This is a genomic window from Acinetobacter sp. AHP123, from assembly GCF_023757925.1.
Taxonomy (GTDB): Bacteria; Pseudomonadota; Gammaproteobacteria; order Pseudomonadales; family Moraxellaceae; genus Acinetobacter; species Acinetobacter oleivorans.
The window spans coordinates 47,096-70,051 of sequence record NZ_CP092454.1 but is presented as its reverse complement, the minus strand read 5'-3'; the positions used below and the strand labels follow the sequence as shown (position 1 = coordinate 70,051).

The following is a 22,956-nucleotide window of genomic DNA, read 5'->3' as shown; positions in this document are numbered from 1 at the left end:
ATTGTTTGTGATAATGAGCCCTCTTTGTGAGGGCTCTTTTCTTTCATTCAGTGCAGGAGAACAATATGAAAATCATATTGATTTTGGTGGTATTGCTAAGTCTGGCACTTTTATTATTTTTACTGTATCAAAGTCAAAAAATGCTGCGTCATGTACAGAAACAACAGGCTTTGGAAAATAAAAAAAATGGACGAGAACGTCAACTACATCCCAAATTACAGCAGCATAAAAAACCTCAGGATTAACTGAGGTTTTTTGTTGGAATTGTTTTTATAGCACCAAATTCAAAGCGATCAGGCCAGTTACAGACATCTGCAACTACACATTCTGCACATTTAGGTTTACGGGCAATACAACAATAACGACCATGCAATATGAGCCAGTGATGTGAATCTAAAATAAATTCTTTAGGAATGACCTTAATTAAGCGGTGCTCAACTTCAAGTACATTTTTCCCTACGGCTAAGCCAGTTCGATTTCCCACTCGGAAAATATGGGTATCAACAGCCATAGTCGGTTGCCCAAACGCTGTATTTAAAACAACATTTGCGGTTTTACGTCCGACGCCTGGTAAAGCTTCCAAATCTTTTCTATTGCTTGGAACTTCGCCGTTAAATTGTTCCATTAAAATCTTACAGGTCTTAATGACATTTTCTGCTTTAGCGTTGTAAAGGCCAATTGTTTTAATATATTCCTTTAACCCATCTACGCCCAAGTTATAGATTTTCTCGGCTGTATTAGCCACAGGGTAAAGTTTATCAGTTGCCTTATTCACACTCACGTCGGTCGCTTGAGCTGACAACATAACTGCAATGAGTAACTCAAAAGAAGATGAGTATTTTAACTCGGTTTGAGGAGACGGCCGTTGTTCACGAAGGCGTTCAAAGAAAATTTGAATCTGCTTTTTCGTCATATTTTTGACAGCCATTCAGACCTCCTGTAATTGCATGAGTTGCTGTTGTAGTTCTTCAAGTTGAAGTCGTTTTTTAGCATCTTCACGTATACTTAACTGTTTTTCTAGTTTCTTAATTTGTGTACGAATTTTAGCTAACTCAATTGTAGTTTTAGCATCAGTTGGCACAGTCTCTTTAGGTTTCTCAATGAGTTCAATTGAAGGTAATTCATCAAGTGCCTGAGAAAACTGCGCAAATAGTTGAGTATCAATTTCAGCACGTACCACTGGACCTTTACGGTGACTGCGACGCTTTTCTTCACGCTGAATATGAGCGTAATAACGTTGTCTTAAATCATTTTGTTCCGCAGTACGTTGTTGTTCATTTGGTAATGCTTGCGTGTCTTCGACCAAATCAATGCAATCTACCGGACAAGGTGGAATACATAGCTCACAACCCGTACATAAGTCAGTCAAAATGGTATGCATGAGCTTACCACTGCCAATAATAGCATCTACAGGACAAGCACTAATACATTTGGTGCAGCCAATGCATTCATCTTCACGAATAATTGCTTTCATTCGCTGTGGGCGGCCATCTGTTTGTACAGGCCATACGCTACTTTCTGCAGTTAATGGAGAGCGATTTAATAGATTTGCGAGTGCATCAGCAACAGGTTGTCCACCTGGAACACATTTATTTGCTTCTTCACCTTCAGCAATCGACTTTGCGTAGGGTAGACATCCATCACGATGTCCACATAGACCACATTGTGTTTGTGGTAATAACGCATCAATCTCGCGTATGAGAGAAATAGATGAATTCATAGTGGGCAAATAGCTTGGTTAAAACGATGCGATAATGAAGAAAAACCTAAGTAAGGTCAATGGATTTTAACGAATTTATCGGGTTTTTAATTGACCTAAAATGTCGCTAATTCTGCACAATAATAGATCAATAAAAGTGAAAAGTTAAATGACTATTTCTTATCTTTAAGTAGTTTTCCTAAAAATAAGTTTTTGATAATTAAGGTGAATAAAATAATTTAAAATAACTATTGTTAAAATTGATGGAAAGGGATTTAATATTTTGCTGCTAAATGATGCATTTAATAATGTATTGCACCAATTTAATTCATTACTATGCTGAGGACCGTGCATTGAAATATAACAACCTGAATGAATTCCTGAATTACGTGCAAGCGCGTGATCCGCATCAACCTGAGTTCTTACAAGCTGTCGAAGAAGTAATGACGAGTTTGTGGCCATTTATTGAAAAAAATCCGGAATATGCAGAGCAGGGTTTGTTAGAACGCTTAGTTGAACCTGAGCGTGTGATTCAATTTCGTGTTTCATGGATGGATGATCAAGGTCAGACTCAAGTTAACCGAGCTTTCCGTGTTCAATACAATTCAGCAATTGGTCCATTCAAAGGGGGAATGCGTTTCCACCCATCGGTCAATCTATCAATTTTAAAATTTTTAGGTTTTGAGCAGACTTTTAAAAACTCACTTACCACTTTACCAATGGGTGGGGGAAAAGGTGGTTCAGATTTCGATCCTAAAGGTAAATCTGATGCTGAAATTATGCGATTCTGTCAGGCATTAATCATTGAGCTTTATCGCCATTTAGGACCAAATACTGATATTCCTGCGGGAGATATTGGTGTGGGCGCGCGTGAAGTCGGTTATATGGCTGGCATGATGAAAAAACTCAGTAATGACACCGCTTGTGTCTTTACTGGTAAGGGAATTTCATTTGGTGGTAGCTTAATGCGCCCTGAAGCAACTGGCTATGGTACGGTTTATTTTGCAGAGGAAATGCTCAAAGCACGTGGACAATCTTTTGCTGGTAAAACTGTTTCAGTATCTGGCTCTGGTAACGTTGCACAATATGCAGCAGAGAAGGCCATGTTCTTAGGGGCAAAAGTTGTTACTTTGTCTGACTCTAACGGCACGGTTTATGTAAAAAATGGTTTTACAGATGAGTTACTTGTTGAAGTCATGAATCTTAAAAACGTTAAGCGTGGTCGTATTTCCGAGTTTGCTTCTACACATGGTTTTGAATATTTTGAAGGAAAAACGCCTTGGCATATTCCTGTCGATATTGCTTTACCATGTGCTACGCAAAATGAATTAACAGGTGAAGATGCTAAAACGCTTATTGCAAATGGTGTAATTTGCGTGGCTGAAGGCGCTAATATGCCATCTACACTTGAAGCAGTTGAACACTTCATCGAAGCTAAAATTTTGTATGCGCCAGGAAAAGCATCTAATGCGGGTGGGGTAGCAACATCTGGTTTAGAAATGTCTCAAAATGCAATTCGTTTAAGCTGGACACATGCTGAGGTCGATGAGCGTCTACATGCAATTATGAAAGACATTCATGCCAATTGCGTAAGATACGGTACTAAAGAAGATGGTACTGTTAACTATGTTGATGGTGCCAATATTGCAGGCTTCGTGAAAGTTGCCGATGCAATGCTTGCTCAAGGTATTTTCTAAAAATAGAAATAAAAAATCCGATGCAAAAGCATCGGATTTTTTTAGTCTAAAAACTTATTTTTTAGGTTTTTTAACTAACTCTTGCTCAACAACCATATCTAATACATCAGCTTGACTAGATTGGTCTGCTGCCGGGTTTTTCACTTCAAAACGTTTTACACGTAAAATTACACGTTGATCTGGATTGTGTTCAAAACCTTCAATTTGGCCATAATATAATGACCAGTTTTTGTCAGCGTAAGTTTTAACGCCTTTGTCATCATATTTAATTTCACGAACTTGCATACAAGTTTGTGGTGCAACACCAGTACATGATTTAGTTTGTGGAGCAACTTCTAGGAAAACAGTTTTTCCTTCAGATTGATATTTTGCTTCAGGTGTCATTTTACCAGTAAAGGTATATTTTTGACCTTGAGCATCAGATACCGTTAGTGTTGGTTGGTCAACATTTGTGGTGTTGAGTTCAAATGGAATCGCACGTTTTTGGAAAAGGCTGCTAGAAAATTGTTCCTGTTTCATTAAAGCAGGTTCACACGCCATCATTGTTGACATTACATCAGCAGTTACGATGGTATTGTTTTCAACTTTCCAAGTTGTTCCTTGGCGGTTACAACCCGTTGCGATTGATAAACGGTCGTTGGTAAAGTTAAGAACGATAGGTTTTTTTGTATTTTCAGGCTGATAAGACCAAGAGTAGTCTGTTAAAGCTTGAGTATTCACTGCTTTTTGACCTTGGAAAATATGCTTTTGACCAGTTTTGTCTGTCACGCTTAAAATCACCTGACCATTATTGTTGCTAATTTCGATTGGTAATTTTGCGTCACTAAAGATGCTATTCGACAATTGTTCTTGTTTCATTAAATCATCTTGGCAAGCCATCATTGTTGAAACAAGGTTAGATGTAACAAGTTGGTTACCTTCAACTTTCCAAGTACCGCCTTGGCCATTACAACCTGTATTGATTGCTAATTTGCCATCTGCATTAAAGTTAAGGATAAGTGGTTTAGAAGCTTTTACATTTTGATAAGTCCAAGCATATTCACCTAAAGTGGCTGCAAGGTTTTGTTGTTGCTCAGATACAATTGGAGCAGGAGTAGTGGTAACTGTTTGACACGCCATCAAAGAAAAAGGTAATAACGCAAGAATTAAATATTTAATTTTCATTTAAAAAAACTTCAAGTAAAAAAACAACAGCAATAAGCTTAAAACATTCTTAAAAAAAGAAAATGTAAACATTTGATTGTTTCGGTTTTTAAAATGTATAAGTTTGTAAGTTATTCTAATTTTCAACAAAAATAATGGTATACCCCGCGAAACGGGGTATCTGCTAATAATTAATCAAAACGATAGATATCCATGCCTAGTGAGCCCATTGTGAAGCTGCTGTGAACAATCGTAAAACGATTGCCTGTACCCATAGCAAAAAACAACGGGGCAAAATGTTCAAGGGTCGGATGATTACGTTTTACAAACGGCAACGATTGCCAGTCCAGTACGCCATCATAATCCTGATGAGTAAGTTTATTCACAACAGCATTTCTAAACGTTGAAGCCCATTCTGGAACTTTAGAGTTGTCTCCTTGCCAAGATAGCTCTGCAAGATTATGAGTGATACTGCCTGAACCAATGAGTAAAATCTGTTTGTCACGTAAAGGCGCGAGTGTTTGTCCTATGCGATAGATTTCTTGTGCGCTTAAATTGGTTGGCAAAGAAATCTCGACGACAGGAATGTCAGCATCAGGATACATATGCAATAGAGGCATCCATACGCCATGGTCACGAGGGCGCGTACTATTCGCATGTGCAACTAAATGAGCATCTGCCAGTAATTTTAAGATTTCTTCAGCAAGTTCTGGTTGCCCAGGTGCGCTGTAGCGAATTTCATATAACTCTTTAGGAAAGCCGCGGAAGTCATGCCATGTTTCAGGGCGAGTCGAAATACTCACTTCAAGTGCTTTACTTTCCCAATGCGCAGACATCACAATGATTGCCTTTGGTGCTGGAAGATTAGCACCTAAGCGGTGTAGAGCAGGGCCTACTTGTTCTGGATCAAGTGCAAGCATGGGTGAACCATGTGAAATAAACAGTCCGGGAAGGGTTTGTAGTTCCATTGCATTACACCTGAGTTAAAAAGCAGAATAATAGTTATTATGCCAAAATCAGGACATGTTAAAAGTATCCTGATTTCAACGGATTGTTCCTAAAATGAAACGGTTGTTGTTTTTATGCACGGTGATAAGGATGATTATGATTAATAGTCATTGCCCGATACAGTTGCTCAATGAGTAAAACACGTACTAAAGGATGGGGCATTGTGAGTTTTGAAAGTGACCAATGCCATGCGGCAGCTTTACGTACTTGATCTGACAAGCCATCTGGACCACCAATCGCGAGTACTACATCATTACCTTCAAGCATCCACTGTTTCATGGTGTCAGCCAGTTTCTCTGTGCTGAGTTCTCGGCCACCGACCTCTAGAGCAATTAAAGTTTCATTCGGTTTTAAAGCATTTAAAATACTTTCACCTTCAATTTGACAATATTTTAAAATATCCGCTTCTGAATCATTCTTACCACGTTTGGCCATAGGAAGTTCAATGACTTGAGTTTGCACAAAAGGTTGAATACGTTTGAAGTAATCTTCAAAACCAGTGAGAACCCAAGCAGGCATTTTTTGACCAATGGTCAGAATACGAATTTTCATATTATCTATTCATTTAAAACAGCTGGCGCATTATACCTGAGGAAGAGATAAGTTCGTGGTAGTAAAATAGGCATAAAAAACGCAGTCCAAAAAACGGTGTTGGACTGCGATCAAATGATCATCTGTCTGGAGTTCAGATGATCATAGAGAATAAAACAAAGCTATCTATAAAATAATAGATAGCGAAGAATACTTAATTTAATTAAATACTCTTAATACCTATTATGAGGATGGTTGGATATTTTTCAATCAAATTGTGTAACAAAAAAAAGAGAGCCGAAGCTCTCTTTTTTTCACACTTTAATTAGTGACGTGCTGCTTTTGAACCTTCCACCGGTTTTACAATCGGTGTTTTTGGTAAAGGCTTTGGCATCGAAACTAATGCTAAAGGCAAGATGTCATCAATACTTTTCACAGCTTTGATTTCTAAACCTTCTTTAACATTCGCAGGAATTTCTGCCAAATCACGAACGTTATCTTGTGGAATAAATACAAGTTTAATTCCACCACGGTGTGCTGCAAGAAGTTTTTCTTTTAAGCCACCAATACGCATTGCACGACCACCTAAGCTTGTTTCACCAGTCATTGCAATATCAGGACGAATTGCAATACCTGTAAATGCTGATACAAGCGCAGTTGTTAATGCTAAACCAGCAGATGGACCATCTTTTGGTGTTGCACCTTCTGGTAAGTGAACGTGTACATCAGTTTCTTCAAAACGAGAAGCTTCAATACCTAGCTCATCGGCACGTGTGCGTACTAAAGTCATTGCTGTGGTAATAGACTCTTTCATTACGTCGCCGAGTGAACCAGTTGTAATGAATTTACCTTTACCTTTGACGGCTGCAACTTCAATAGTAAGCAACTCACCACCTACAGATGTCCAAGCTAGACCATTTACGCGGCCTACTTGCGCTTCATCTTCTGCAATACCAAAGTCAAACTTGTGTGGACCTAAGTATTCTGGAAGATTGGCAGAAGTCACATCAAGTTGTAAGTTTTTAGACTTTTTACTTACTGCTTCTTTTACCACTTTACGCGCAATTTTAGACACTTCACGTTCTAAACTACGTACACCAGCTTCACGTGTATAGCGCTGAACAATATCACGAATCGCTTCTTCATGAATTGTTAACTCTTTTGCACGCAGACCATTGTTCTTAATCGCTTTTGGAACAAGGTAACGTTCAGCAATGTTAACTTTTTCATCTTCGGTATAACCCGGTAGACGAATAACTTCCATACGGTCAAGCAATGCCTCAGGAATATTCATGCTGTTTGCAGTACAGATGAACATCACTTCAGATAGATCAAGATCAAGATCTAAATAGTGATCGTTGAACTTACTGTTTTGTGATGGATCTAATACTTCAAGCAATGCAGAAGCAGGATCACCACGGTAGTCTTGTGCCATCTTGTCAATTTCGTCGAGTAAGAACAGTGGGTTCTTCACGCCAACTTTTGTTAAAGACTGCACGATTTTACCTGGCATCGCACCAATATAAGTACGACGGTGACCACGAATTTCAGCTTCGTCACGTACGCCACCGAGTGCCATACGAACAAACTCACGACCTGTTGCTTTCGCAACTGATTCACCAAGCGAAGTTTTACCTACACCAGGAGGGCCTACTAAACATAGGATAGGACCTTTGAGTTTTTTAACACGAGACTGAACAGCTAAGTATTCAACAATACGATCTTTAACGTCATCTAAGCCGTAATGATCTGTATCAAGAATTTCTTGAGCTTTCGCAAGGTTAATGCTGACTTTACTCGCTTTATTCCACGGCGTATCTAAAATTACTTCTAGATAGTTACGTACAACAGCAGCTTCACTAGATGCAGGTTGCATTGCTTTAAGCTTACGGAACTCAGCTTCAGCTTTTTTACGTACGTGTTCAGGTAAATCAGCTTCAGTAAGACGTTTTTCTATTTCAGCAACGTCATCTTCAGCGCCACCATTCATGTCAGAAAGTTCACGTTGAATGACTTTCATTTTTTCATTTAGAAAGTATTCACGTTGGTTTTTTTCCATTTGGCGTTTTACGCTGTCATGCAAAGTTTGTTCAATTTGCTGTTCGGCAGATTGATTTACCAAGTAGCTCATAAGCTCTTGCAAATGTGCTTCAAATTCATCGTGCTCTAAAAACTTCTGTTTAATTTCAATATTTAGAGGTACACGTGTTGCCACGAAGAACATAAGCTGTAGCAAGTCTTCAATTTTATTAGCAGCTGCAACGAGTTCACGTGCATTACGTAATTTTGCTTCAGCATATTGAGCAAATAAATTACGCAACTCTTGTAAACGAGTCTCTTGAGTAGCTTTATCTACGTTAATTGTCATTGGACTTAAGCTATGCTCAGCAGTCAAATGGCTATCTTCATCGATAATTTTTTCAAGCTTAGAGCGCTGTAACCCTTCAATCAGTACTTTGATACAGTTTTCATCATTCTCATGATTTACAACCTGAACAATCTTAGCGACAGTTCCGTACTGATAAAGGTTATCGTGATCAATATCTTCTGTAAGCGAATCTTTTTGCGCAACTACAAATACTAAATTGTCACTGTTACGAGCCACATCAACTGCATTGATCGATTTTTCACGACCCACGAATAACGCAATTTGCATGTGTGGGTAGACCACTACATCACGTAACGCTAAAAGTGGTAATACACTTGGAACCTGAGGCTCTAAGTCAGTTTTTTCATTCATAATAAGTTCAGACATGGGCACTCCTAATGAGTGACAACGAGGTTGCCATGTTTTTTATAGTGATGTGTATTTCAAAAATTACAAGGGCCTCTCTATAGAAAATGTGGAAAAAATGACTAATTTAGTCAACTTTTTTATTAAAATATTATGAATCAACGGATTAATTCTTAAGAAGAATAAAATTTTGTAGAAAGGATAGGTAATTTAGCTTAATAATTATGAAATATTCATATAGTAGAAAAGACGTTTGGATGAAAAATAACCATTTTCTTATGTCATTTATCGGCATCGTATAATTAACAATAATGCAAAACTTATTTAATGTTGAACATTAAATAGCCGTGTTACTATAAGTTGGTAAATCGGTCTGTCACGTAGAAGTAACCATCCTTAGGGTGGTTACTTTTTCGTTTTAAGGGACTAAAAAATAAAAGGATATATTTTAAGTTTTATAAATTTTCATATAAATATTATCTTTTAAAATAATAAATATGTTGAGGGGTGAGTAAAGCATCTAAGGGTTGATCCCAACTTTGACGTTTTAAAGTATGTTCAATAAATTGAAATTGATGAGCTATTCCCAAACGATAAGGTTTATGTTTTGCACTAGCTAATGTACGGTCATAATAGCCGCCTCCCATACCAATACGTGTTCCGTAGTGATCACAAGCTAAAAGTGGCATTAATAGTAAATCAAGTTTTGATACATGTTTTCCTCTTGTTGCCATGGGTTCTTTCATACCCAATGGATGATGAGAAAAACGTCGATTTAAATATTGGTTTCTAGATATTTTTACCCAAACTAAACGTTGATTCATAGAACAAATCATAGGTAAATAAACTTGCTTATTTTTTTGAAAACATAACTTTATGATCAGATCTGTATGAACTTCTCCAAAGGCATGCAGATATAAACCAATTTTTTTTGATGAATGAAAAATAGCAAGACTGTTTAAATGATGCAGAACATTAAGTTGAGCTTTTTTTTGCTCTAAGGGGCACAAAGAGCGTCTTTTAGATCTTAAATTTTTTCTAATAAAACTAAGTTCATTCATGCGTAAATCTAACAAAGATTTGAGATCAGTCGAGCAAAATTATACCTTTTTTTCTTAAGATTTATGGAAATAGAGAACTAATTAAGAAATAACTTTAAATTTACTTGATGTGAGGTATCTTCTTTAGCGATAAAAAATTCTATTTCTTTACGTATTACCAGTATTTATTTACATTTAATCAGATAAGAATATTTAAAAGGATGAATGTGAAATTGTTAAGCCTATGAAGTTAAAAATTTTAACCATTACAATAAGCGCCGTATTGATGCTAGGCGGGTGTACAAAACAAACAGAACCTGAAGCTGCTGAAGTTGACTATAAAGCTCAATTTGAAGAGTCTGACCGTAAAATTGGAGAGTTTTTAGATCAACTGGATAATCCGAATACCCCACAAGAAGTTAAAGTCAAAATCTTGTGCCATGATTATCCTGAGGTTTATAAGACCCAATATATGCCTGCATTAATTAAAATTTCACCTAAACCTTATACCGAAGAAAAATTATTGTCAGATTTGAAGAGTGCAACTGATTACTACAAAGATGCCTTTGCGATTCGGTGTAACCAATAATTAATTGATGTTTTAATTCTCAAAAAATCCGATAAGTGTGAATTGATTGGCATTATTAAGTTGTGGTAAATTTCATTTTGTCTTTATAGTTGCTAATTTAGGGGGTTCTAGATATGGAAATCTTGAAATTCTTACAGAGTTTTAATACGGTTGGTACATACTTAACGATTGCTTCAACTGTTTTAGCTGGGCTTATTATTTATTTTTACGTGATTAATCCAGCGTGATCTTTTAAAAAGAAATAGTAAGAAATCTTCTATTTCTTTTTTTATAATTAAATTTTGTTATAAATTTCAAACTATAAAAATAAGGTAGGGTCATGAAGTTTAAATTATTTTTTCTTAGTTTTTTAGCTTTAGGATGTCATGCCGACAACAATGTAAGTGATCCTGATATTTGTAATGTAGTAAAAAAAGTCGCTTATACTGTCATGGAAGCACGTCAAAAAAAAGTTCCATCTCAAGACTTGCAACAGATAGCGAATGGTCTTGAAGACCCAAAAGCCAAACAACTTTACCAAGATTTAATTAATTCAGCTTACTCTGCTAAAGTATTTAGAACCAGTTTCTTTAAAAGAAAGGCAATAGAGGATTTTCAAACAGGCTGGTATGAAGAGTGTCTGAGTAGAAATAAGAAATAATATTAGAGAAGGGGGAGTAGATTAATCAGCTAAGCTGCAATTTAATGTTTAAAAAGAAAATTTTAGACTGAAAGGTCTGTATGGAGAGCTAAATTAAAATAAATATTTTGAATTTTTCTTAAAAGTTAAAACTAAATGCTCCGAAGATGCCGCTGCATGTGTCGTTACCCTGAACCCGATGAGTTCAAGGTGGACGCGACGTATACTTGCTGGGTTTCCTACACGAAGGTAGGCATACACTCTAAATATACAGAACACATCCATAAGTTTAAGTATCGGCAGGGGAATAGACCCGCTGGCGAACATCCCAGAGACAGTTTAAGTATAACCGATCTGACCATGTTGGCAATCACCTAAACCTCTGGAACTGTAAACTTAGTTTGCGTTTGATGAAGCTTTGTACATTAACAGGCATAAAGTAATTTCAATTATGCTTAATAGTGCCAATAAAAAACGCCTTGCATCTATTATTCATAGAGCAAGGCATTTTTGTATAGATAATTTATTTAAACAATTTGTTCAACATCATCCAATATCGTTTGCAGTAAACGTTCACAGTGAGTGTATTCTTGCAAAGACTTATTGAGGCTCAGTACTTCTTGAGTCAATTGTAGAGCAACCATAATGACCAGTTTGTTGTGCTCAACACGTGGAGCACTACGACGCATCTCATTAAATTTCTCATTGAGAAGTTCTGCTGCACGTTCAAGTTCATCTTTTTTGTCTAAAGTAGTCGCGAGTCTAAAGGTCTGCTCAATCAGCCTAAGCTCTACCATGACTTGTTCACTCATGATTGTGTCTCCTCACCAGTTTCAGCATTAGGATGGGCAAGCTGCTGAATTTCTTGAGCATGCTGATCTTGAGCAGTGCCTAAAATTCCTAAACGTTGAATGATGGCTTCAACTTTTGATTTAGCAAGCTCATTTTTTTGTAACAAACGATCACGATCTTGTTGTAAATCATGAAGCTCTTGTTGGGTTTGACGCTGGTGGGCTTGTAACTTTTCTTTTGCAACACGTAATTCATTGCGCTCGGCAAGAATTTCTTGAAAACGATTTTTTAAATCAGTCGTACTTTTTTCTAATCGGCTATAACGTTCAGCAAGTGTGTTAGCATCCTGATTCAACTGTTGAAATTGACCTTTTAACTGAGATAGTTGCTCAGTTACCGACTCAATTTCCTCTTGTTTTTTAGTGATAATACTATTTTTTTGCACAACTTGTGCGTGATGCTCTGTTTCAGCCAGTTCTTTAGCTTCTGAGAGTGCCGCATGTTCACTCTCTAAATGATGTAAGCGTGTTTTTAATACGCTAATATGCGCTTGTAGCCGCTGTAATTGTTCTAACATAACGAGGTCGCACAGAATTGCAATCAAAGGTAATATATACAAAGTATAGAGATTGGATAAACGAATGCAAGACGATATTTCAGGCTGGACAGATTGGAACGCTCATTTTGAAGGAATTGAAGAAATTTCAAGCCCTAGTGAGTTACATGGTCTATTAACAGGTATTGTTTGTGTGACAGAAGCGCCAACGCGTGAACAATGGTCACAAATTTTAACAACCCTTAATGTGCCAGAGTTAAGTGAAGATGCTCTAACGCTTTTAACTGATGAAGCAGAAGATGTTATTCATGCGTTATCTGAAGATGAATTAGATTATTTACCTATGCTTCCTGACGATGACCATCTACTTCAAGAGCGTGTACAAGCTTTATCAGATTGGTGTGCAGGCGTTGTATTAGGTTTTGGATTGGCATCGGGTCATATTCGTCCAGATGAACTTGAGTTGATTGAGAACCTTCAAGATATTGCAGCAGTCGAATTTGAAGACTCTGACAATGATGAAGAAGGTGAAAGTAGCTACGAAGAATTATATGAATTTGTACGCTTAATCCCAGTAAGTTTGTCTATTGGCAGAAAAAAAATTACTGTAGCTGAAAGTTCTTTATTGAAAAAATTTCATGCAAAAAGTAAATCTGCTGCTGTAGACACAGAACAAAATATTGTAGAAATGTTTACTCCACATCGCCCAAGCTAATTGAGGCGATGTGTTATTGGTTGTATTTTATTTTTTGTCTTTAAAATTCTAAATCAAGTAGATCATTATGAAATTGCCTCAAGCTGATTTTCGACATCGTAGAGACCGTCTGGCAGAAAAAATGGGTCCAAACAGCATTGCAATTATTGCAACGCGTGAGGAAATGTACCGTAATCGTGATGCGGATTATAAATTCCGTGCCGATAGTAGTTTTTTCTATTTGACGGGCTTTGCTGAGCCTGAGGCAGTTGCTGTCATTGAAACCTTCGACGATGAAGAATATAGCTATAGTCTTTTTTGCCGTGAACGTAATCGCGAGATGGAAATCTGGAATGGTTTCCGTGCCGGAGTTGATGGTGCAGTTGAAGACTATGATGCTGATGAAGCATATGTAATTGATTTGCTTGATGAAGAAATTATTGAAAAATTATTAAATAAAGAGCGTCTTTATTATCGGATTGGGCACAATGCTGAGTTTGATGCGCGGGTGAGCCAGTGGATTAAAAAAGCAGATGCCGAACACCGACATGAAAACGCTCCCGCTCAATTGCTACAGCTGGACCGTATTGTTGATGAAATGCGTTTAGTTAAGTCACTACAAGAACTTGAGCTAATGCAAATTGCTGCAAATATTAGTGCTGAAGCGCATACGCGTGCGATGCAAACAGTACACCCAGAAATGATGGAATATGCTCTTGAAGCTGAACTCAATTATATTTTTGGGAAAAATGGCTGTGTTCCGTCTTATAACAGTATTGTAGGCGGTGGAGCTAATGCTTGTGTTTTACATTATGTTGAAAATAACAAGCCACTCAAAGATGGTGATTTAGTCTTAATTGATGCTGCATGTGAATATGAACTCTATGCTTCGGATATTACCCGTACTTTTCCGGTCAATGGTAAATTTAGTGCTGAGCAAAAAGCATTATATGAAGTTGTATTGGCTGCCCAATATGCAGCGATTGATGCAGTTCGTATTGGTAATTCATACCGTGAGCCTCATGAAATAGCAGTTAAAATTTTAACTGAAGGTCTAGTTAATTTAGGTTTACTCAAAGGTGATGTTAACGAACTCATCGAAACCGAAGCATACCGTCAGTTTTATATGCATGGTACAGGTCATTGGCTAGGTATGGATGTACACGATGTCGGGTCTTACAAAAAAGGTGAAGACTGGCGCCAATATGAAGAGGGTATGGTCATTACAGTTGAACCTGGTTTATACATCGCACCAGATGATGAAACTGTAGATGAAAAATGGCGTGGTATTGGTATTCGTATTGAAGATGATGTGGTCGCAACCTCGAAAGGACCACGAGTTTTAACTGCTAATGTGGTTAAAGATATTGCAGATATTGAACATTTAATGGCGCAAGCTAAAGCATAATTAAACGTATTCGCCAAAGGAGCAAAACTCGATGCAACAACAAGTGATTATTGTAGGTGGGGGAATGGTGGGTTTGAGCCTTTCACTCATGCTCGCGAAGGCTAATATTGCGGTAAAGCTATTAGAAGCTGTGAAATACCCAAACTATGATGATCAAAATGTTGCTCCTTACCATTCGAGTTTTGATGCGCGTAATACGGCTTTATCGCGTCGTAGCGTACAGATTTATCAGAAGCTAGGGTTATGGGATGCATTACAGCAACATGCGACCCCAATTTTGCAAGTCCACATTACTGAGCAAGGCAGTTTTGGTAAAGCACGTTTAATTGCGGAGCAAGAAAAAGTCGAAAGCTTTGGTCAGGTAATTGAAAATGCTTGGCTTGGTCGTGTGTTGTTAACTCAGGTGCGCCAACAACCTTTGATTGAACTCATTGATGGCGTACAGGTTACCGCTTTAACTCAAGATGCCGAGCAAGTACATATTGAAGCTTTGCGTGGTGAGGAAACCTTAAAACTTGAATCAAAACTATTAATTGCGGCTGATGGACGCGATTCTTTTTGTCGCCAGGCAATTGGTGTGGGTGTTGATGTTCACGACTATGATCAGGTTGCAATTGTGACTACGGTTCAGACATCAAAACCACATGAGCAGGTAGGTTTTGAACGGTTTAGCGCATTAGGTCCTTTAGCCTTATTACCTCTACCGGGTGAGTACCGCCGCTCAGTGGTGTGGCCTGTGAAAAAAGGCACTGAAAATGAATGGTTGGGTGATGAAAATGACCAGCATTTCTTAAGTGCTTTACAACAAACCTATGGTGACCGAGCGGGTAAATTTGAAAAAACGGGTAAACGTTTTAGCTATCCACTTTCACAAGTGCTTGCACATAAACAAGCTGTGGGCCGCGTTATTTTAATGGGTAATGCAGCACACACAATTCATCCGGTTGCAGGGCAAGGTTTTAATTTGTGCTTACGTGATGCAGATGTTTTAGTACGTTATTTAGTGAACCAATTAACTACTTCTGATGATTTAGGTAACCCTGATAACTTACTGGCCTATGAGCAAGCTCGTTTATCAGATCAGCAGCGCGTAATTAAGTTCTGTGACACTGTAGTTCGTGGTTTTAGTAACCAAAATCCATTATTAAAATTAATTCGTAATACGGGGTTAATTGCGTTTGATGTCATTCCGGGTGTAAAACCATTGGTGGCTAACTATGCAATGGGGTTAAAAGCATGAGTGAAGTGTTGGATGTCGTCATTGTTGGTGGTGGATTGGTTGGTGGTTTAACTGCTTTATTACTTGCGCAAGGCGGGGTACAACCCACGGTGCTTGATGCGGCTCCTGTGCTTGATGTTGAGAAAACATTAAGCGTGATGAATCCACGTGTTTTAGCGCTTAGCCAAGCGACCATTCATTTGCTTAAAACGGTAAATGTTTGGGATGATCTTGCACGCCAAATGCCTTATACAGGCATGCAGGTCTGGAATCTTAATGGCTATGGTGAAATTAATTTTGGTCAAGATTCTGCACGTCAGCCTTTAGCTGAGCAAGCCTTAGGTTCTATGGTGGAACCAAGTGTACTGAACGTTGCTATTCAGCAAAAAATGTTGCAGCAGCTTACAGATTACCGTACTCAAGTTCGTGTTACACGTATTGAGCAAGGTGTTGGATGTTGGCATATTCAATTAGCAGATGGTACGACACTTAAAACTAAACTTCTTATTGGTGCAGATGGTGCGAATTCATTTGTACGCGAACAGGCTTTTATTGACCTCGATGTACTAGATTACAAACAAGCAGCTATTAGCTGTGCAATCAGAACAGCAAAGCCTCATCATTATGTTGCCCGCCAAATTTTCCTACCTACAGGACCTTTGGCATATTTACCAATGGCAAGTCTTGAAGAAACTGAAAATGGATATTGGCAATCGATTGTCTGGACACTACCAGATGATTATGCCGATGAATATTCAGCTTTAAACGATACAGCGTTTATGCAGCTTTTAACTCAAGAGAGCCAACACATGTTGGGTGAGGTATTAGAAGTTCGTTCAAGAGCACAATTTCCGCTCAAAGCTCGCGCTGCAAAACAATATGTAAAAGCAGGTTTAGCTTTGATTGGTGATGCAGCACATGTGATTCATCCACTTGCTGGGCAAGGGGTAAATATTGGTTGTCTTGATGCGGCAGTGCTGTGTGATGTATTGCTTCACGATTTAAACCGTGGTGTATGGGCACATGAGCAAACTTTATTGCGCTATGAACATCGCCGTAAAGGTCAGAATGATGCGATGATGCATAGCATGTCGGCAATTGGTTGGCTTGAAAGCAGTGAGTTATTTCCAGTCGTGTGGGCTCGCAATATGGGGCTTAAGCAAGTTGAGCTGACACCGGTTTTAAAAGACCGATTTATGCAACAAGCAAATGGTTTAGGGGCTTTACAAAGTACCCGCTATAAGCATTAAAATATTCACTGGGTCTATACTCTACTGAGTGAATTAAATACCAGTAGATATTTTTTGAACAATCATTTATATATCATTACCAATTTGGTCATAAAAGATACGGAATTGACCAAATTGGCTCTTTGCTAAATGCAAAGAGGTTGCTAAATTTCTGAGGTCTTGGGACCATAGCAATGATGCAATAAAATCATTCTGGGGAGTGTGAAATGTCAGATATCAATGATTATGAAGATGCAGAAGATTCTGCTGTAGATGAAGATGAAGCGAAAGCAGCCGAAAGCGGTGCAGCTGATGAAGAAGCAGGCAGTTTGAGTGATACAGACCTTGCCGAAGCAGAAACGCTGACTGTAACTGCTAAACAGAAACAGCGCCAAGCGTTGGAAGATGAAGTTGCCGCATTTTTAGCTCGAGGTGGTAGAATTACCGAAGTTCCTCCTGATGAACATAGCGACCATTAATCTTAAAAAAGCATCACATGAGTGGTGCTTTTTTATTTGTATGAATTTATCAGAATAGGTTTAAGGTGAGTTTTGCAGTTCTTTTAAAATTCCACACTCATCCACTGTTCGATTGGTAGAGCAGTGCTGTTTTAAATCAATTAAAGATTCTTTTAAAAGTAATAATCGTTCAATTTTTTCTGATACTTCATTTAAGTATTTATCTACTAAATTATCAATTTTCGTACATGCCTGTTTAGGTTGAGTTTTCATTTCTTTTAACGTTTTAATATCACTGAGTGATATATCTAATTCGCGGCAATGCTTAATAAACAATAGGTCGTTGAGGGTCTGCTCAGTGTAAACACGATAATTATTTTCTGAACGTTGGATACGGTCCAACACACCTACTTTTTCGTAATAACGGATCGTATCAATTGGAACATCCGCTTTTTTTGATAATTGACCAATAGAAAGACTCATAAGGCTTGACTCTGGAGCTACTCGAGGGTTTTTAATTACTATAAAAGAGTTCTTGAGGAAATAAAATGGCTGGATGTGGTTGTGCTTCAACATGTTCTCCTTCAAAGAAAGTGAGTCCACGTTTTAGAAAAGCGTTATGGATTGCTCTTGTGATCAATGCGTTGATGTTTGTAGTAGAAATATTGGGCGGTTATAAGGCTCAATCTGTTTCGCTATGGGCCGATGCATTAGATTTTGCCGGAGATGCAGCAAATTATGCATTATCTTTAGTTGTGCTTTCGATGAGTTTATATTGGCGCGCAACAGCTGCATTACTTAAAGGAATAACGATGGCAGCTTTCGGTATTTTTGTTATTGCAAAAGTGGTCTGGTCGTATTTTTATGGTGTTCCACCCGAGCCTATGGTCATGGGAGCAATTGGCGTGATGGCTTTAATTGCTAACGTTTCAGTCGCGCTTATGCTCTATGCGTACCGTGATGGAGATGCCAATATGCGTTCCGTCTGGTTGTGCAGCAGAAACGATTCTATTGCCAATATTGCTGTAATTTTAGCGGCCGTTGGCGTATTTGGAACAGGGAGTGTATTTCCAGATTTATTTGTTGCCTTTGTAATTGCGTACTTGGGTGTGTCTTCTGGTTATGCTGTCATAAAACAGTCTCAGCAAGAAAGAAAACAGTCAAAACTGGTGTTGGGTTCTCAAGCATAATTTTGAGCGTATAAAAAGTACCATTCTGACATGGTACTTTTTACTGTTTGAATGCATTAGATGAGAAGTGATATTGCAATACTCCACATAACACAACCAATAATAAAATCTAAAGCTTTCCATGCTTTAGGATTGATAAATAATGGTTTTAATAACCTTGCGCCATAACCTAAACTGAAAAAGAAAATCCAAGATGCAACAATGCTACCCAAAGCAAAACTAATTTTGTCTTCTAGCTGAGTTGCAACTGAACCAATCAGAACAATGGTATCTAAATAGACATGTGGATTAAGCCAAGTAAAGGCGAGACAGGTCACTAGTGCTTGAGTTAAAGTCTGTTTCTGGCTGCTATCAAGCTCCATACTCTGGGTAGTTTTTAAGGCAGCATAGAATGCTTTCGCACCGTAAACTAATAAGAACGTTGCTCCTAAATATTTAGCGACCGTAATTAAGATGGGTGATGCTGTCATGATTTCGGCAAAACCTAACACACCAAAAGCAATTAAAATCGAGTCGGACAGTGCACAGATTAAACATAGCCAAAATACATATTGCTGTTTGAGCCCTTGTTTTAGAACAAAAGCATTTTGAGCTCCAATTGCTACAATAAGCCCGCTACCAATACCGAAACCTTTAAAAAATATACTAAGAGAGAACATAACAATAAGGCGAAAAATCAGATGTGGGAATTATCTGACTTTTTCTTAAGAAATAAGTAAAATTAAGAATATTTAGGTTTGGCTAAAAAATATTTAGGTTCTATATGTTAGATAGCAAACAGTGTGAAGCCTTTCTTGCAGTCGCAGAAGTGGGAAGTTTTGATACAGCAGGTGAGCATTTATATATTACGCCTTCGGCAGTGTCCTTACGTGTGCAAGCTTTGGAAAAGTATTTAGGCCAAATTTTAATTATCCGTGGGCGTCCATGTGTACTCACACAAGCTGGGCAAACGTTATTGCAACATTTACGTCATACGAGATTAATGGAGCAAAACTTATTACAAGGTTTGATGGGGAAATCATCTGAATCGGAATTCTATAAAATTGCTCTAGCATCCAATGCAGATTCGCTAGCGACTTGGCTTTTACCGAGCATTCAGCAAACACTTTTTAAAGAAAAAATAATCTTAGAACTAAAAATTGATGATCAATCGCATACGCATACTTTATTAGAAACAGGGCAAGTCAACGCATGTATCTCGGCAGAAGAGCAGGTCATGTCAGGCTGTTTAGCTCAACCACTTGGGAAAATGCGTTATAAAATGTTGGCTTCTGCTGAATTTGCAGCTGACTGGTTTAAATATGGCGTAAACCGCGAAACTTTAAGAAATGCACCAGCTGTAATTTTCAACCATAAAGATCTTATGCATTCAGAGGTATTACTGAAATATTATGGTTTGCCTTTGCAGAGTTATCCTTATAGTTTTATTCCTGCTACAGATGCCTTTGTGAAAGCAATCCAATTAGGTTTGGGATATGGCATGGTGCCCGAGCTTCAGGTTCAATCTTTAATAAGTAATGGAACTTTAGTGGATGTTATACCTGAGGCTGAGCTCGACATTCCGTTATATTGGCACCACTGGAAAAGGCAGTCTAAACAGTTAGATGCACTAACAGAGACTATTGTGGAGTCAACAAAACACTTATTGAGATAGTCTTAATGACGATTCGAAATATGCTGAATATAAAACTCTATATCTTGTCCTGAGTAACCTAAAAGCTGTCCAATTCTTCGTTCAAGTTCTATACATTTTTCAAAATTAGTTTCTTTAAATAAAGTTTCAATACATATCATGAGTTCATTTAAATCTGCTAAAGCTGCATCTTTATAGATCAGCATAATTGAAAAGGGTAAAGGTAGGGAGGTTTCAATATCTTTACTCAGCATTGATAAAGTACCTTGTTCGAGATGCTTTAAAAAACTGACAGGTAATAGATCGTAAAATAGAGCGATAGATTTCTCGCCTGAAAGTAATAATTCTAGTTCTTGTCCTTCATGAGGGCCAAGTTTGCCCATTTGTTCACTCATATTAGTACTCTTATTCTTATATTTTGTTATGCAAAATTAACAGATGGTGATGACACAGGCTATTTGTCATCACCATACCTAATTAAAAATTAAGATTGTGTTAACTCGAGCGCACGTTGATAAGCGACTTTCTTCTTAATTCCTGTTAAATCAGCAGCAAGTTGAGATGCGGCTTTAACAGACAAATCTTGGAGTAAACGCTTTAAAAGTTCATCTAGTTTTTCTTGTTCTAGATCTGTTTTTGCAGCTGCACCACCCACAACCACTACAATTTCACCTTTTTCTTGGTTGTGGTCATTTTCAATGAAGCTGACCAAATCTTTTAAGGTCATTTTTTTAATGGTTTCAAAGGTTTTGGTAATTTCACGTGCAAACCCTACAGGACGGTCTTCACCAAATACCTGAGCCATATCTTTAATAGACTCTAAAATACGATGGGGTGCTTCATAGAAAATTAAGGTCTGGGTTTCGTTTTTAAGTTTTTCTAATTGAGAAATACGTTGTGACGATCTAGATGGTAAAAATCCTTCAAAGCTAAAACGGTCACTTGGCAAACCTACCGCACTTAAGGCAGCAATAGCAGCACATGCACCTGGCACTGGAACAACTTTAATACCGTTCTCTTGAGCAGCACGGACTAATTTAAAGCCTGGATCACTGATGAGCGGTGTACCTGCATCACTAATTAAAGCAACGCTATCGCCAGCAAGTAATTTTTGAACTAACTGCTCAATTTTATTGCTTTCATTGTGATCATGACATGCAGTAAGTTGAGTCGATATATTATAGTGCTTAAATAATTGTGCTGATTGACGCGTATCTTCGGCAGCTACAATAGAAACTGATTTTAAAATATCAATTGCACGGAAAGTCATATCATCTAAGTGCCCGATTGGGGTGGCTACAACAAATAACTGAGCACTCATTTGGTTTTACTCCGTACAGATAAACAATTTTAATGGGGTAGTTTACCCGAAATTATGATTTGGGCGTGAACAATGTCTGCTAGCTTGAGCTTTTCGAAAATGATCTGATTTTCATTTGTTCGATTTAGATCTGATATGTCAGATGAATTTAAGAAAATAACTTACGCATAAAAACATCTACAGATGCTTTTCATTGGGGAAATTAAAAATGTTATTGGCGCAACAGTTGGGGAAATGGGCAGAGCAAACTGCTTTAGGCCTTTTACAAGCACAAAACTATGTATGGGTCACAAGTAATTACCATTCACGCCGTGGTGAAGTGGATTTAATCGTCAAAAGAGGGCAAGAGTTAGTTTTTGTTGAAGTAAAAGCACGCACTATAGGAAATTATGGACAAGCTTGTGAAATGGTAACGTGGACAAAACAGAAGAAAATTATCAAAACTGCGATGCGTTTTTTACAGCGCTATCCATCTTATCAGGATTTTTATTGTCGTTTTGATGTGATTTGTTTTGATTTTCCACAGAAAATTGCAAAAACAGTACAGCATGACTTTTCAAAATTCCATTATGATCTGCAATGGATCGAAAATGCATTTACTTTGGATTAAGAGTTCATTACTCTTTTGAGCAAATTTAAGTCTGATGCTTTATGATCAAGCCAAGAAATTGATAGGAGTCTGGTGGAGTGTTAAACCGTATTGCTGTAACAATGCTTTGTGTCGCAAGTTTATCAGGTTGCGCAAGTTTTATTTCTGGTGGAACAGGCACAGCTCCAGTGGGCACAGATAGCGGTGTCCGCAGTCTAGGCCAAGTATTCATTGACTCTTCAATTAAACGTACAGCGAATATCAACATTTATAAACTTGATCAACGTTTCAAGCAGTCACGTATTAATATTGAAAGCTTCCACAGTACAGTTTTATTAACTGGCCAAGTGCCAGACCCGTACTTGAAACAATTGGCAGAAGACAATCTTAAAGCCATGAGTGATGTGAAAGCTGTACATAACTATATTACGGTGGGTAACAAAGTTAGCTATAACACCATCATGCAAGATGCGGGTGTAACAGCAAATACACGTGCTCTTTTAATGAAAGCACCTGTGGTTTCTGATAGTAAGGTTCTCGTCCATACCGAAGACGGCGTACTTTATGTAATGGGCCGTTTAAATACTGCTGAAATTAACGATTTAAATAGCGTCTTACAAAACGTTGGTAACGTTACCAAAATTGTTACTTTAATTGATAATGTTGATTTAGCGCCTGCTCCAGCAGCGAGTACTGGTAGTACAACGACTACACCAATTATTAATAACGTCATTGCTCAGCCAACAGTTCAAACACCTGTTGCAATTGATCCTGACCAGACAGATCCTGCTTCGACTGCACAGTAAT

At 37.9% G+C, this 22,956-nt stretch carries 27 protein-coding genes and 1 other RNA gene; 14 read left to right on the top strand and 14 right to left on the bottom strand.

Translation table 11 applies throughout. The features are described 5' to 3' along the window. The first annotated feature begins 65 nt into the window (after nt 1-65). On the top strand, nt 66-245 hold the full coding sequence (locus MJX77_RS00330) for a hypothetical protein (RefSeq protein WP_252060273.1): 180 nt from the start codon (nt 66-68) through the stop codon (nt 243-245). Here the strand turns inward: MJX77_RS00330 and nth are convergent. Both nth and MJX77_RS00320 read right to left on the bottom strand, forming a co-directional pair. Further along, nucleotides 242-928, bottom strand: coding sequence for an endonuclease III (gene nth / locus MJX77_RS00325; RefSeq protein WP_252060271.1), 687 nt, complete (start codon nt 926-928; stop codon nt 242-244). The two genes, MJX77_RS00330 and nth, sit on opposite strands and share 4 nt — an antisense overlap. Beyond that, nucleotides 929-1,720, bottom strand: a complete 792-nt coding sequence (locus MJX77_RS00320; protein WP_252060269.1) for an RnfABCDGE type electron transport complex subunit B — start codon at nt 1,718-1,720, stop codon at nt 929-931. It abuts the gene before it with no gap. Between the two features lie 272 nt (nt 1,721-1,992). On the opposite strand from MJX77_RS00320, the gene gdhA reads away from it, so the two are divergent. Continuing rightward, the gene (gene gdhA, locus MJX77_RS00315) at nt 1,993-3,396 is read left to right on the top strand and encodes an NADP-specific glutamate dehydrogenase (protein WP_252060267.1); all 1,404 of its coding nucleotides are present in this window, start codon (nt 1,993-1,995) and stop codon (nt 3,394-3,396) included. A 54-nt stretch (nt 3,397-3,450) separates the two neighbouring features. On the opposite strand, the gene MJX77_RS00310 is transcribed toward gdhA, so the two are convergent. From MJX77_RS00310 to MJX77_RS00290, 5 genes are all read right to left on the bottom strand, one after another. Then, nucleotides 3,451-4,560, bottom strand: coding sequence for an META and DUF4377 domain-containing protein (locus MJX77_RS00310; protein ID WP_023274298.1), 1,110 nt, complete (start codon nt 4,558-4,560; stop codon nt 3,451-3,453). A 170-nt stretch (nt 4,561-4,730) separates the two neighbouring features. Then, nucleotides 4,731-5,507 carry a DODA-type extradiol aromatic ring-opening family dioxygenase gene (locus MJX77_RS00305; RefSeq protein ID WP_192455459.1) on the bottom strand — a complete coding sequence of 259 codons (777 nt, stop codon included), beginning with the start codon at nt 5,505-5,507 and terminating at the stop codon, nt 4,731-4,733. A gap of 112 nt (nt 5,508-5,619) precedes the next feature. Then, entirely contained in the window at nt 5,620-6,099 is a 480-nt protein-coding gene (gene rlmH, locus MJX77_RS00300) for a 23S rRNA (pseudouridine(1915)-N(3))-methyltransferase RlmH (protein ID WP_003652981.1), read from the bottom strand. Between the two features lie 304 nt (nt 6,100-6,403). Then, the gene (gene lon, locus MJX77_RS00295) at nt 6,404-8,833 is read right to left on the bottom strand and encodes an endopeptidase La (protein ID WP_005303397.1); all 2,430 of its coding nucleotides are present in this window, start codon (nt 8,831-8,833) and stop codon (nt 6,404-6,406) included. A 455-nt stretch (nt 8,834-9,288) separates the two neighbouring features. Further along, nucleotides 9,289-9,873, bottom strand: coding sequence for a 5-formyltetrahydrofolate cyclo-ligase (locus MJX77_RS00290; protein WP_252060265.1), 585 nt, complete (start codon nt 9,871-9,873; stop codon nt 9,289-9,291). A 223-nt stretch (nt 9,874-10,096) separates the two neighbouring features. Here MJX77_RS00290 and MJX77_RS00285 point away from each other — a divergent pair, with 223 nt between their 5' ends. The 3 genes from MJX77_RS00285 (at nt 10,097) to MJX77_RS00275 (ending at nt 11,081) form a co-directional block, all read left to right on the top strand. Next, nucleotides 10,097-10,441, top strand: coding sequence for a hypothetical protein (locus MJX77_RS00285; RefSeq protein ID WP_005303401.1), 345 nt, complete (start codon nt 10,097-10,099; stop codon nt 10,439-10,441). Nucleotides 10,442-10,554: 113 nt separating this feature from the next. After that, nucleotides 10,555-10,668, top strand: a complete 114-nt coding sequence (locus tag MJX77_RS00280; protein WP_004793930.1) for a hypothetical protein — start codon at nt 10,555-10,557, stop codon at nt 10,666-10,668. A gap of 92 nt (nt 10,669-10,760) precedes the next feature. Further along, nucleotides 10,761-11,081 (top strand): hypothetical protein, encoded by a 321-nt coding sequence (locus MJX77_RS00275; RefSeq protein ID WP_252060263.1) that lies wholly within the window; start codon nt 10,761-10,763, stop codon nt 11,079-11,081. Nucleotides 11,082-11,214: 133 nt separating this feature from the next. Here the strand turns inward: MJX77_RS00275 and ssrS are convergent. The 3 genes from ssrS to MJX77_RS00260 all read right to left on the bottom strand — a co-directional run bounded on the left by ssrS (nt 11,215) and on the right by MJX77_RS00260 (nt 12,429). Next, a non-coding RNA gene (gene ssrS / locus MJX77_RS00270) (6S RNA) lies at nt 11,215-11,398 on the bottom strand. Between the two features lie 189 nt (nt 11,399-11,587). After that, nucleotides 11,588-11,872 (bottom strand): cell division protein ZapA, encoded by a 285-nt coding sequence (locus tag MJX77_RS00265; protein ID WP_003652859.1) that lies wholly within the window; start codon nt 11,870-11,872, stop codon nt 11,588-11,590. Beyond that, nucleotides 11,869-12,429 (bottom strand): hypothetical protein, encoded by a 561-nt coding sequence (locus MJX77_RS00260; RefSeq protein WP_003652857.1) that lies wholly within the window; start codon nt 12,427-12,429, stop codon nt 11,869-11,871. Before MJX77_RS00260 ends, MJX77_RS00265 begins: the two co-directional genes overlap by 4 nt. 64 nt (nt 12,430-12,493) lie before the next feature. Here MJX77_RS00260 and MJX77_RS00255 point away from each other — a divergent pair, with 64 nt between their 5' ends. From MJX77_RS00255 to MJX77_RS00235, 5 genes are all read left to right on the top strand, one after another. Continuing rightward, nucleotides 12,494-13,123 (top strand): UPF0149 family protein, encoded by a 630-nt coding sequence (locus MJX77_RS00255; RefSeq protein ID WP_013198594.1) that lies wholly within the window; start codon nt 12,494-12,496, stop codon nt 13,121-13,123. A gap of 67 nt (nt 13,124-13,190) precedes the next feature. After that, complete coding sequence (gene pepP, locus MJX77_RS00250; protein ID WP_252060261.1) at nt 13,191-14,510, top strand: Xaa-Pro aminopeptidase; 1,320 nt, start codon at nt 13,191-13,193, stop codon at nt 14,508-14,510. A 31-nt stretch (nt 14,511-14,541) separates the two neighbouring features. Beyond that, complete coding sequence (gene ubiH, locus MJX77_RS00245; RefSeq protein ID WP_004793923.1) at nt 14,542-15,750, top strand: 2-octaprenyl-6-methoxyphenyl hydroxylase; 1,209 nt, start codon at nt 14,542-14,544, stop codon at nt 15,748-15,750. Beyond that, a complete protein-coding gene (locus tag MJX77_RS00240) occupies nt 15,747-16,979 on the top strand; it encodes an FAD-dependent monooxygenase (RefSeq protein ID WP_252060260.1) in 1,233 nt (410 codons plus the stop codon). The genes ubiH and MJX77_RS00240 overlap by 4 nt, the downstream gene beginning before the upstream one ends. A 206-nt stretch (nt 16,980-17,185) precedes the next feature. Then, entirely contained in the window at nt 17,186-17,437 is a 252-nt protein-coding gene (locus MJX77_RS00235; RefSeq protein WP_005303414.1) for a hypothetical protein, read from the top strand. A 60-nt stretch (nt 17,438-17,497) separates the two neighbouring features. Here the strand turns inward: MJX77_RS00235 and MJX77_RS00230 are convergent, their stop codons facing one another. Then, on the bottom strand, nt 17,498-17,899 hold the full coding sequence (locus MJX77_RS00230; protein WP_252060258.1) for a MerR family transcriptional regulator: 402 nt from the start codon (nt 17,897-17,899) through the stop codon (nt 17,498-17,500). A 65-nt stretch (nt 17,900-17,964) separates the two neighbouring features. Between MJX77_RS00230 and MJX77_RS00225 the strand changes: the two genes are divergently transcribed. Continuing rightward, nucleotides 17,965-18,606, top strand: coding sequence for a cation efflux transmembrane domain-containing protein (locus MJX77_RS00225; RefSeq protein WP_174742044.1), 642 nt, complete (start codon nt 17,965-17,967; stop codon nt 18,604-18,606). Between the two features lie 56 nt (nt 18,607-18,662). Here the strand turns inward: MJX77_RS00225 and MJX77_RS00220 are convergent, their stop codons facing one another. Then, nucleotides 18,663-19,265: a LysE/ArgO family amino acid transporter gene (locus tag MJX77_RS00220; RefSeq protein WP_252060256.1), complete on the bottom strand. Its 603-nt coding sequence runs from the start codon at nt 19,263-19,265 to the stop codon at nt 18,663-18,665. Between the two features lie 104 nt (nt 19,266-19,369). On the opposite strand from MJX77_RS00220, the gene MJX77_RS00215 reads away from it, so the two are divergent. Beyond that, nucleotides 19,370-20,260 (top strand): LysR family transcriptional regulator ArgP, encoded by an 891-nt coding sequence (locus MJX77_RS00215; protein ID WP_252060254.1) that lies wholly within the window; start codon nt 19,370-19,372, stop codon nt 20,258-20,260. Nucleotides 20,261-20,262: 2 nt separating this feature from the next. Here the strand turns inward: MJX77_RS00215 and MJX77_RS00210 are convergent, their stop codons facing one another. Further along, on the bottom strand, nt 20,263-20,634 hold the full coding sequence (locus tag MJX77_RS00210) for a hemin receptor (RefSeq protein WP_252060251.1): 372 nt from the start codon (nt 20,632-20,634) through the stop codon (nt 20,263-20,265). Nucleotides 20,635-20,723: 89 nt separating this feature from the next. Continuing rightward, nucleotides 20,724-21,560: a 16S rRNA (cytidine(1402)-2'-O)-methyltransferase gene (gene rsmI / locus MJX77_RS00205; protein ID WP_144733381.1), complete on the bottom strand. Its 837-nt coding sequence runs from the start codon at nt 21,558-21,560 to the stop codon at nt 20,724-20,726. 208 nt (nt 21,561-21,768) lie between these two features. Here rsmI and MJX77_RS00200 point away from each other — a divergent pair, with 208 nt between their 5' ends. Then, complete coding sequence (locus MJX77_RS00200; RefSeq protein ID WP_252060249.1) at nt 21,769-22,170, top strand: YraN family protein; 402 nt, start codon at nt 21,769-21,771, stop codon at nt 22,168-22,170. A 77-nt stretch (nt 22,171-22,247) separates the two neighbouring features. Then, nucleotides 22,248-22,955, top strand: coding sequence for a BON domain-containing protein (locus tag MJX77_RS00195; protein WP_107881145.1), 708 nt, complete (start codon nt 22,248-22,250; stop codon nt 22,953-22,955). Nucleotide 22,956: the final 1 nt, after the last annotated feature.

Coding starts and splice junctions, on each gene's coding strand:
- lon (WP_005303397.1), bottom strand. CDS start 8,833: ATGTCTGAACTTATTATGAATGAAAAAACTGACTTAGAGCCTCAGGTT.
- MJX77_RS00310 (WP_023274298.1), bottom strand. CDS start 4,560: ATGAAAATTAAATATTTAATTCTTGCGTTATTACCTTTTTCTTTGATG.
- MJX77_RS00320 (WP_252060269.1), bottom strand. CDS start 1,720: ATGAATTCATCTATTTCTCTCATACGCGAGATTGATGCGTTATTACCA.
- gdhA (WP_252060267.1), top strand. CDS start 1,993: ATGATGCATTTAATAATGTATTGCACCAATTTAATTCATTACTATGCT.
- MJX77_RS00280 (WP_004793930.1), top strand. CDS start 10,555: ATGGAAATCTTGAAATTCTTACAGAGTTTTAATACGGTTGGTACATAC.
- MJX77_RS00200 (WP_252060249.1), top strand. CDS start 21,769: ATGTTATTGGCGCAACAGTTGGGGAAATGGGCAGAGCAAACTGCTTTA.
- MJX77_RS00255 (WP_013198594.1), top strand. CDS start 12,494: ATGCAAGACGATATTTCAGGCTGGACAGATTGGAACGCTCATTTTGAA.
- MJX77_RS00305 (WP_192455459.1), bottom strand. CDS start 5,507: ATGGAACTACAAACCCTTCCCGGACTGTTTATTTCACATGGTTCACCC.
- rsmI (WP_144733381.1), bottom strand. CDS start 21,560: ATGAGTGCTCAGTTATTTGTTGTAGCCACCCCAATCGGGCACTTAGAT.
- MJX77_RS00260 (WP_003652857.1), bottom strand. CDS start 12,429: ATGTTAGAACAATTACAGCGGCTACAAGCGCATATTAGCGTATTAAAA.
- MJX77_RS00210 (WP_252060251.1), bottom strand. CDS start 20,634: ATGAGTGAACAAATGGGCAAACTTGGCCCTCATGAAGGACAAGAACTA.
- MJX77_RS00330 (WP_252060273.1), top strand. CDS start 66: ATGAAAATCATATTGATTTTGGTGGTATTGCTAAGTCTGGCACTTTTA.
- rlmH (WP_003652981.1), bottom strand. CDS start 6,099: ATGAAAATTCGTATTCTGACCATTGGTCAAAAAATGCCTGCTTGGGTT.
- MJX77_RS00285 (WP_005303401.1), top strand. CDS start 10,097: ATGAAGTTAAAAATTTTAACCATTACAATAAGCGCCGTATTGATGCTA.
- MJX77_RS00265 (WP_003652859.1), bottom strand. CDS start 11,872: ATGAGTGAACAAGTCATGGTAGAGCTTAGGCTGATTGAGCAGACCTTT.
- MJX77_RS00275 (WP_252060263.1), top strand. CDS start 10,761: ATGAAGTTTAAATTATTTTTTCTTAGTTTTTTAGCTTTAGGATGTCAT.
- ubiH (WP_004793923.1), top strand. CDS start 14,542: ATGCAACAACAAGTGATTATTGTAGGTGGGGGAATGGTGGGTTTGAGC.
- MJX77_RS00230 (WP_252060258.1), bottom strand. CDS start 17,899: ATGAGTCTTTCTATTGGTCAATTATCAAAAAAAGCGGATGTTCCAATT.
- MJX77_RS00290 (WP_252060265.1), bottom strand. CDS start 9,873: ATGAATGAACTTAGTTTTATTAGAAAAAATTTAAGATCTAAAAGACGC.
- MJX77_RS00215 (WP_252060254.1), top strand. CDS start 19,370: ATGTTAGATAGCAAACAGTGTGAAGCCTTTCTTGCAGTCGCAGAAGTG.
- MJX77_RS00220 (WP_252060256.1), bottom strand. CDS start 19,265: ATGTTCTCTCTTAGTATATTTTTTAAAGGTTTCGGTATTGGTAGCGGG.
- nth (WP_252060271.1), bottom strand. CDS start 928: ATGGCTGTCAAAAATATGACGAAAAAGCAGATTCAAATTTTCTTTGAA.
- MJX77_RS00240 (WP_252060260.1), top strand. CDS start 15,747: ATGAGTGAAGTGTTGGATGTCGTCATTGTTGGTGGTGGATTGGTTGGT.
- MJX77_RS00235 (WP_005303414.1), top strand. CDS start 17,186: ATGTCAGATATCAATGATTATGAAGATGCAGAAGATTCTGCTGTAGAT.
- MJX77_RS00225 (WP_174742044.1), top strand. CDS start 17,965: ATGGCTGGATGTGGTTGTGCTTCAACATGTTCTCCTTCAAAGAAAGTG.
- pepP (WP_252060261.1), top strand. CDS start 13,191: ATGAAATTGCCTCAAGCTGATTTTCGACATCGTAGAGACCGTCTGGCA.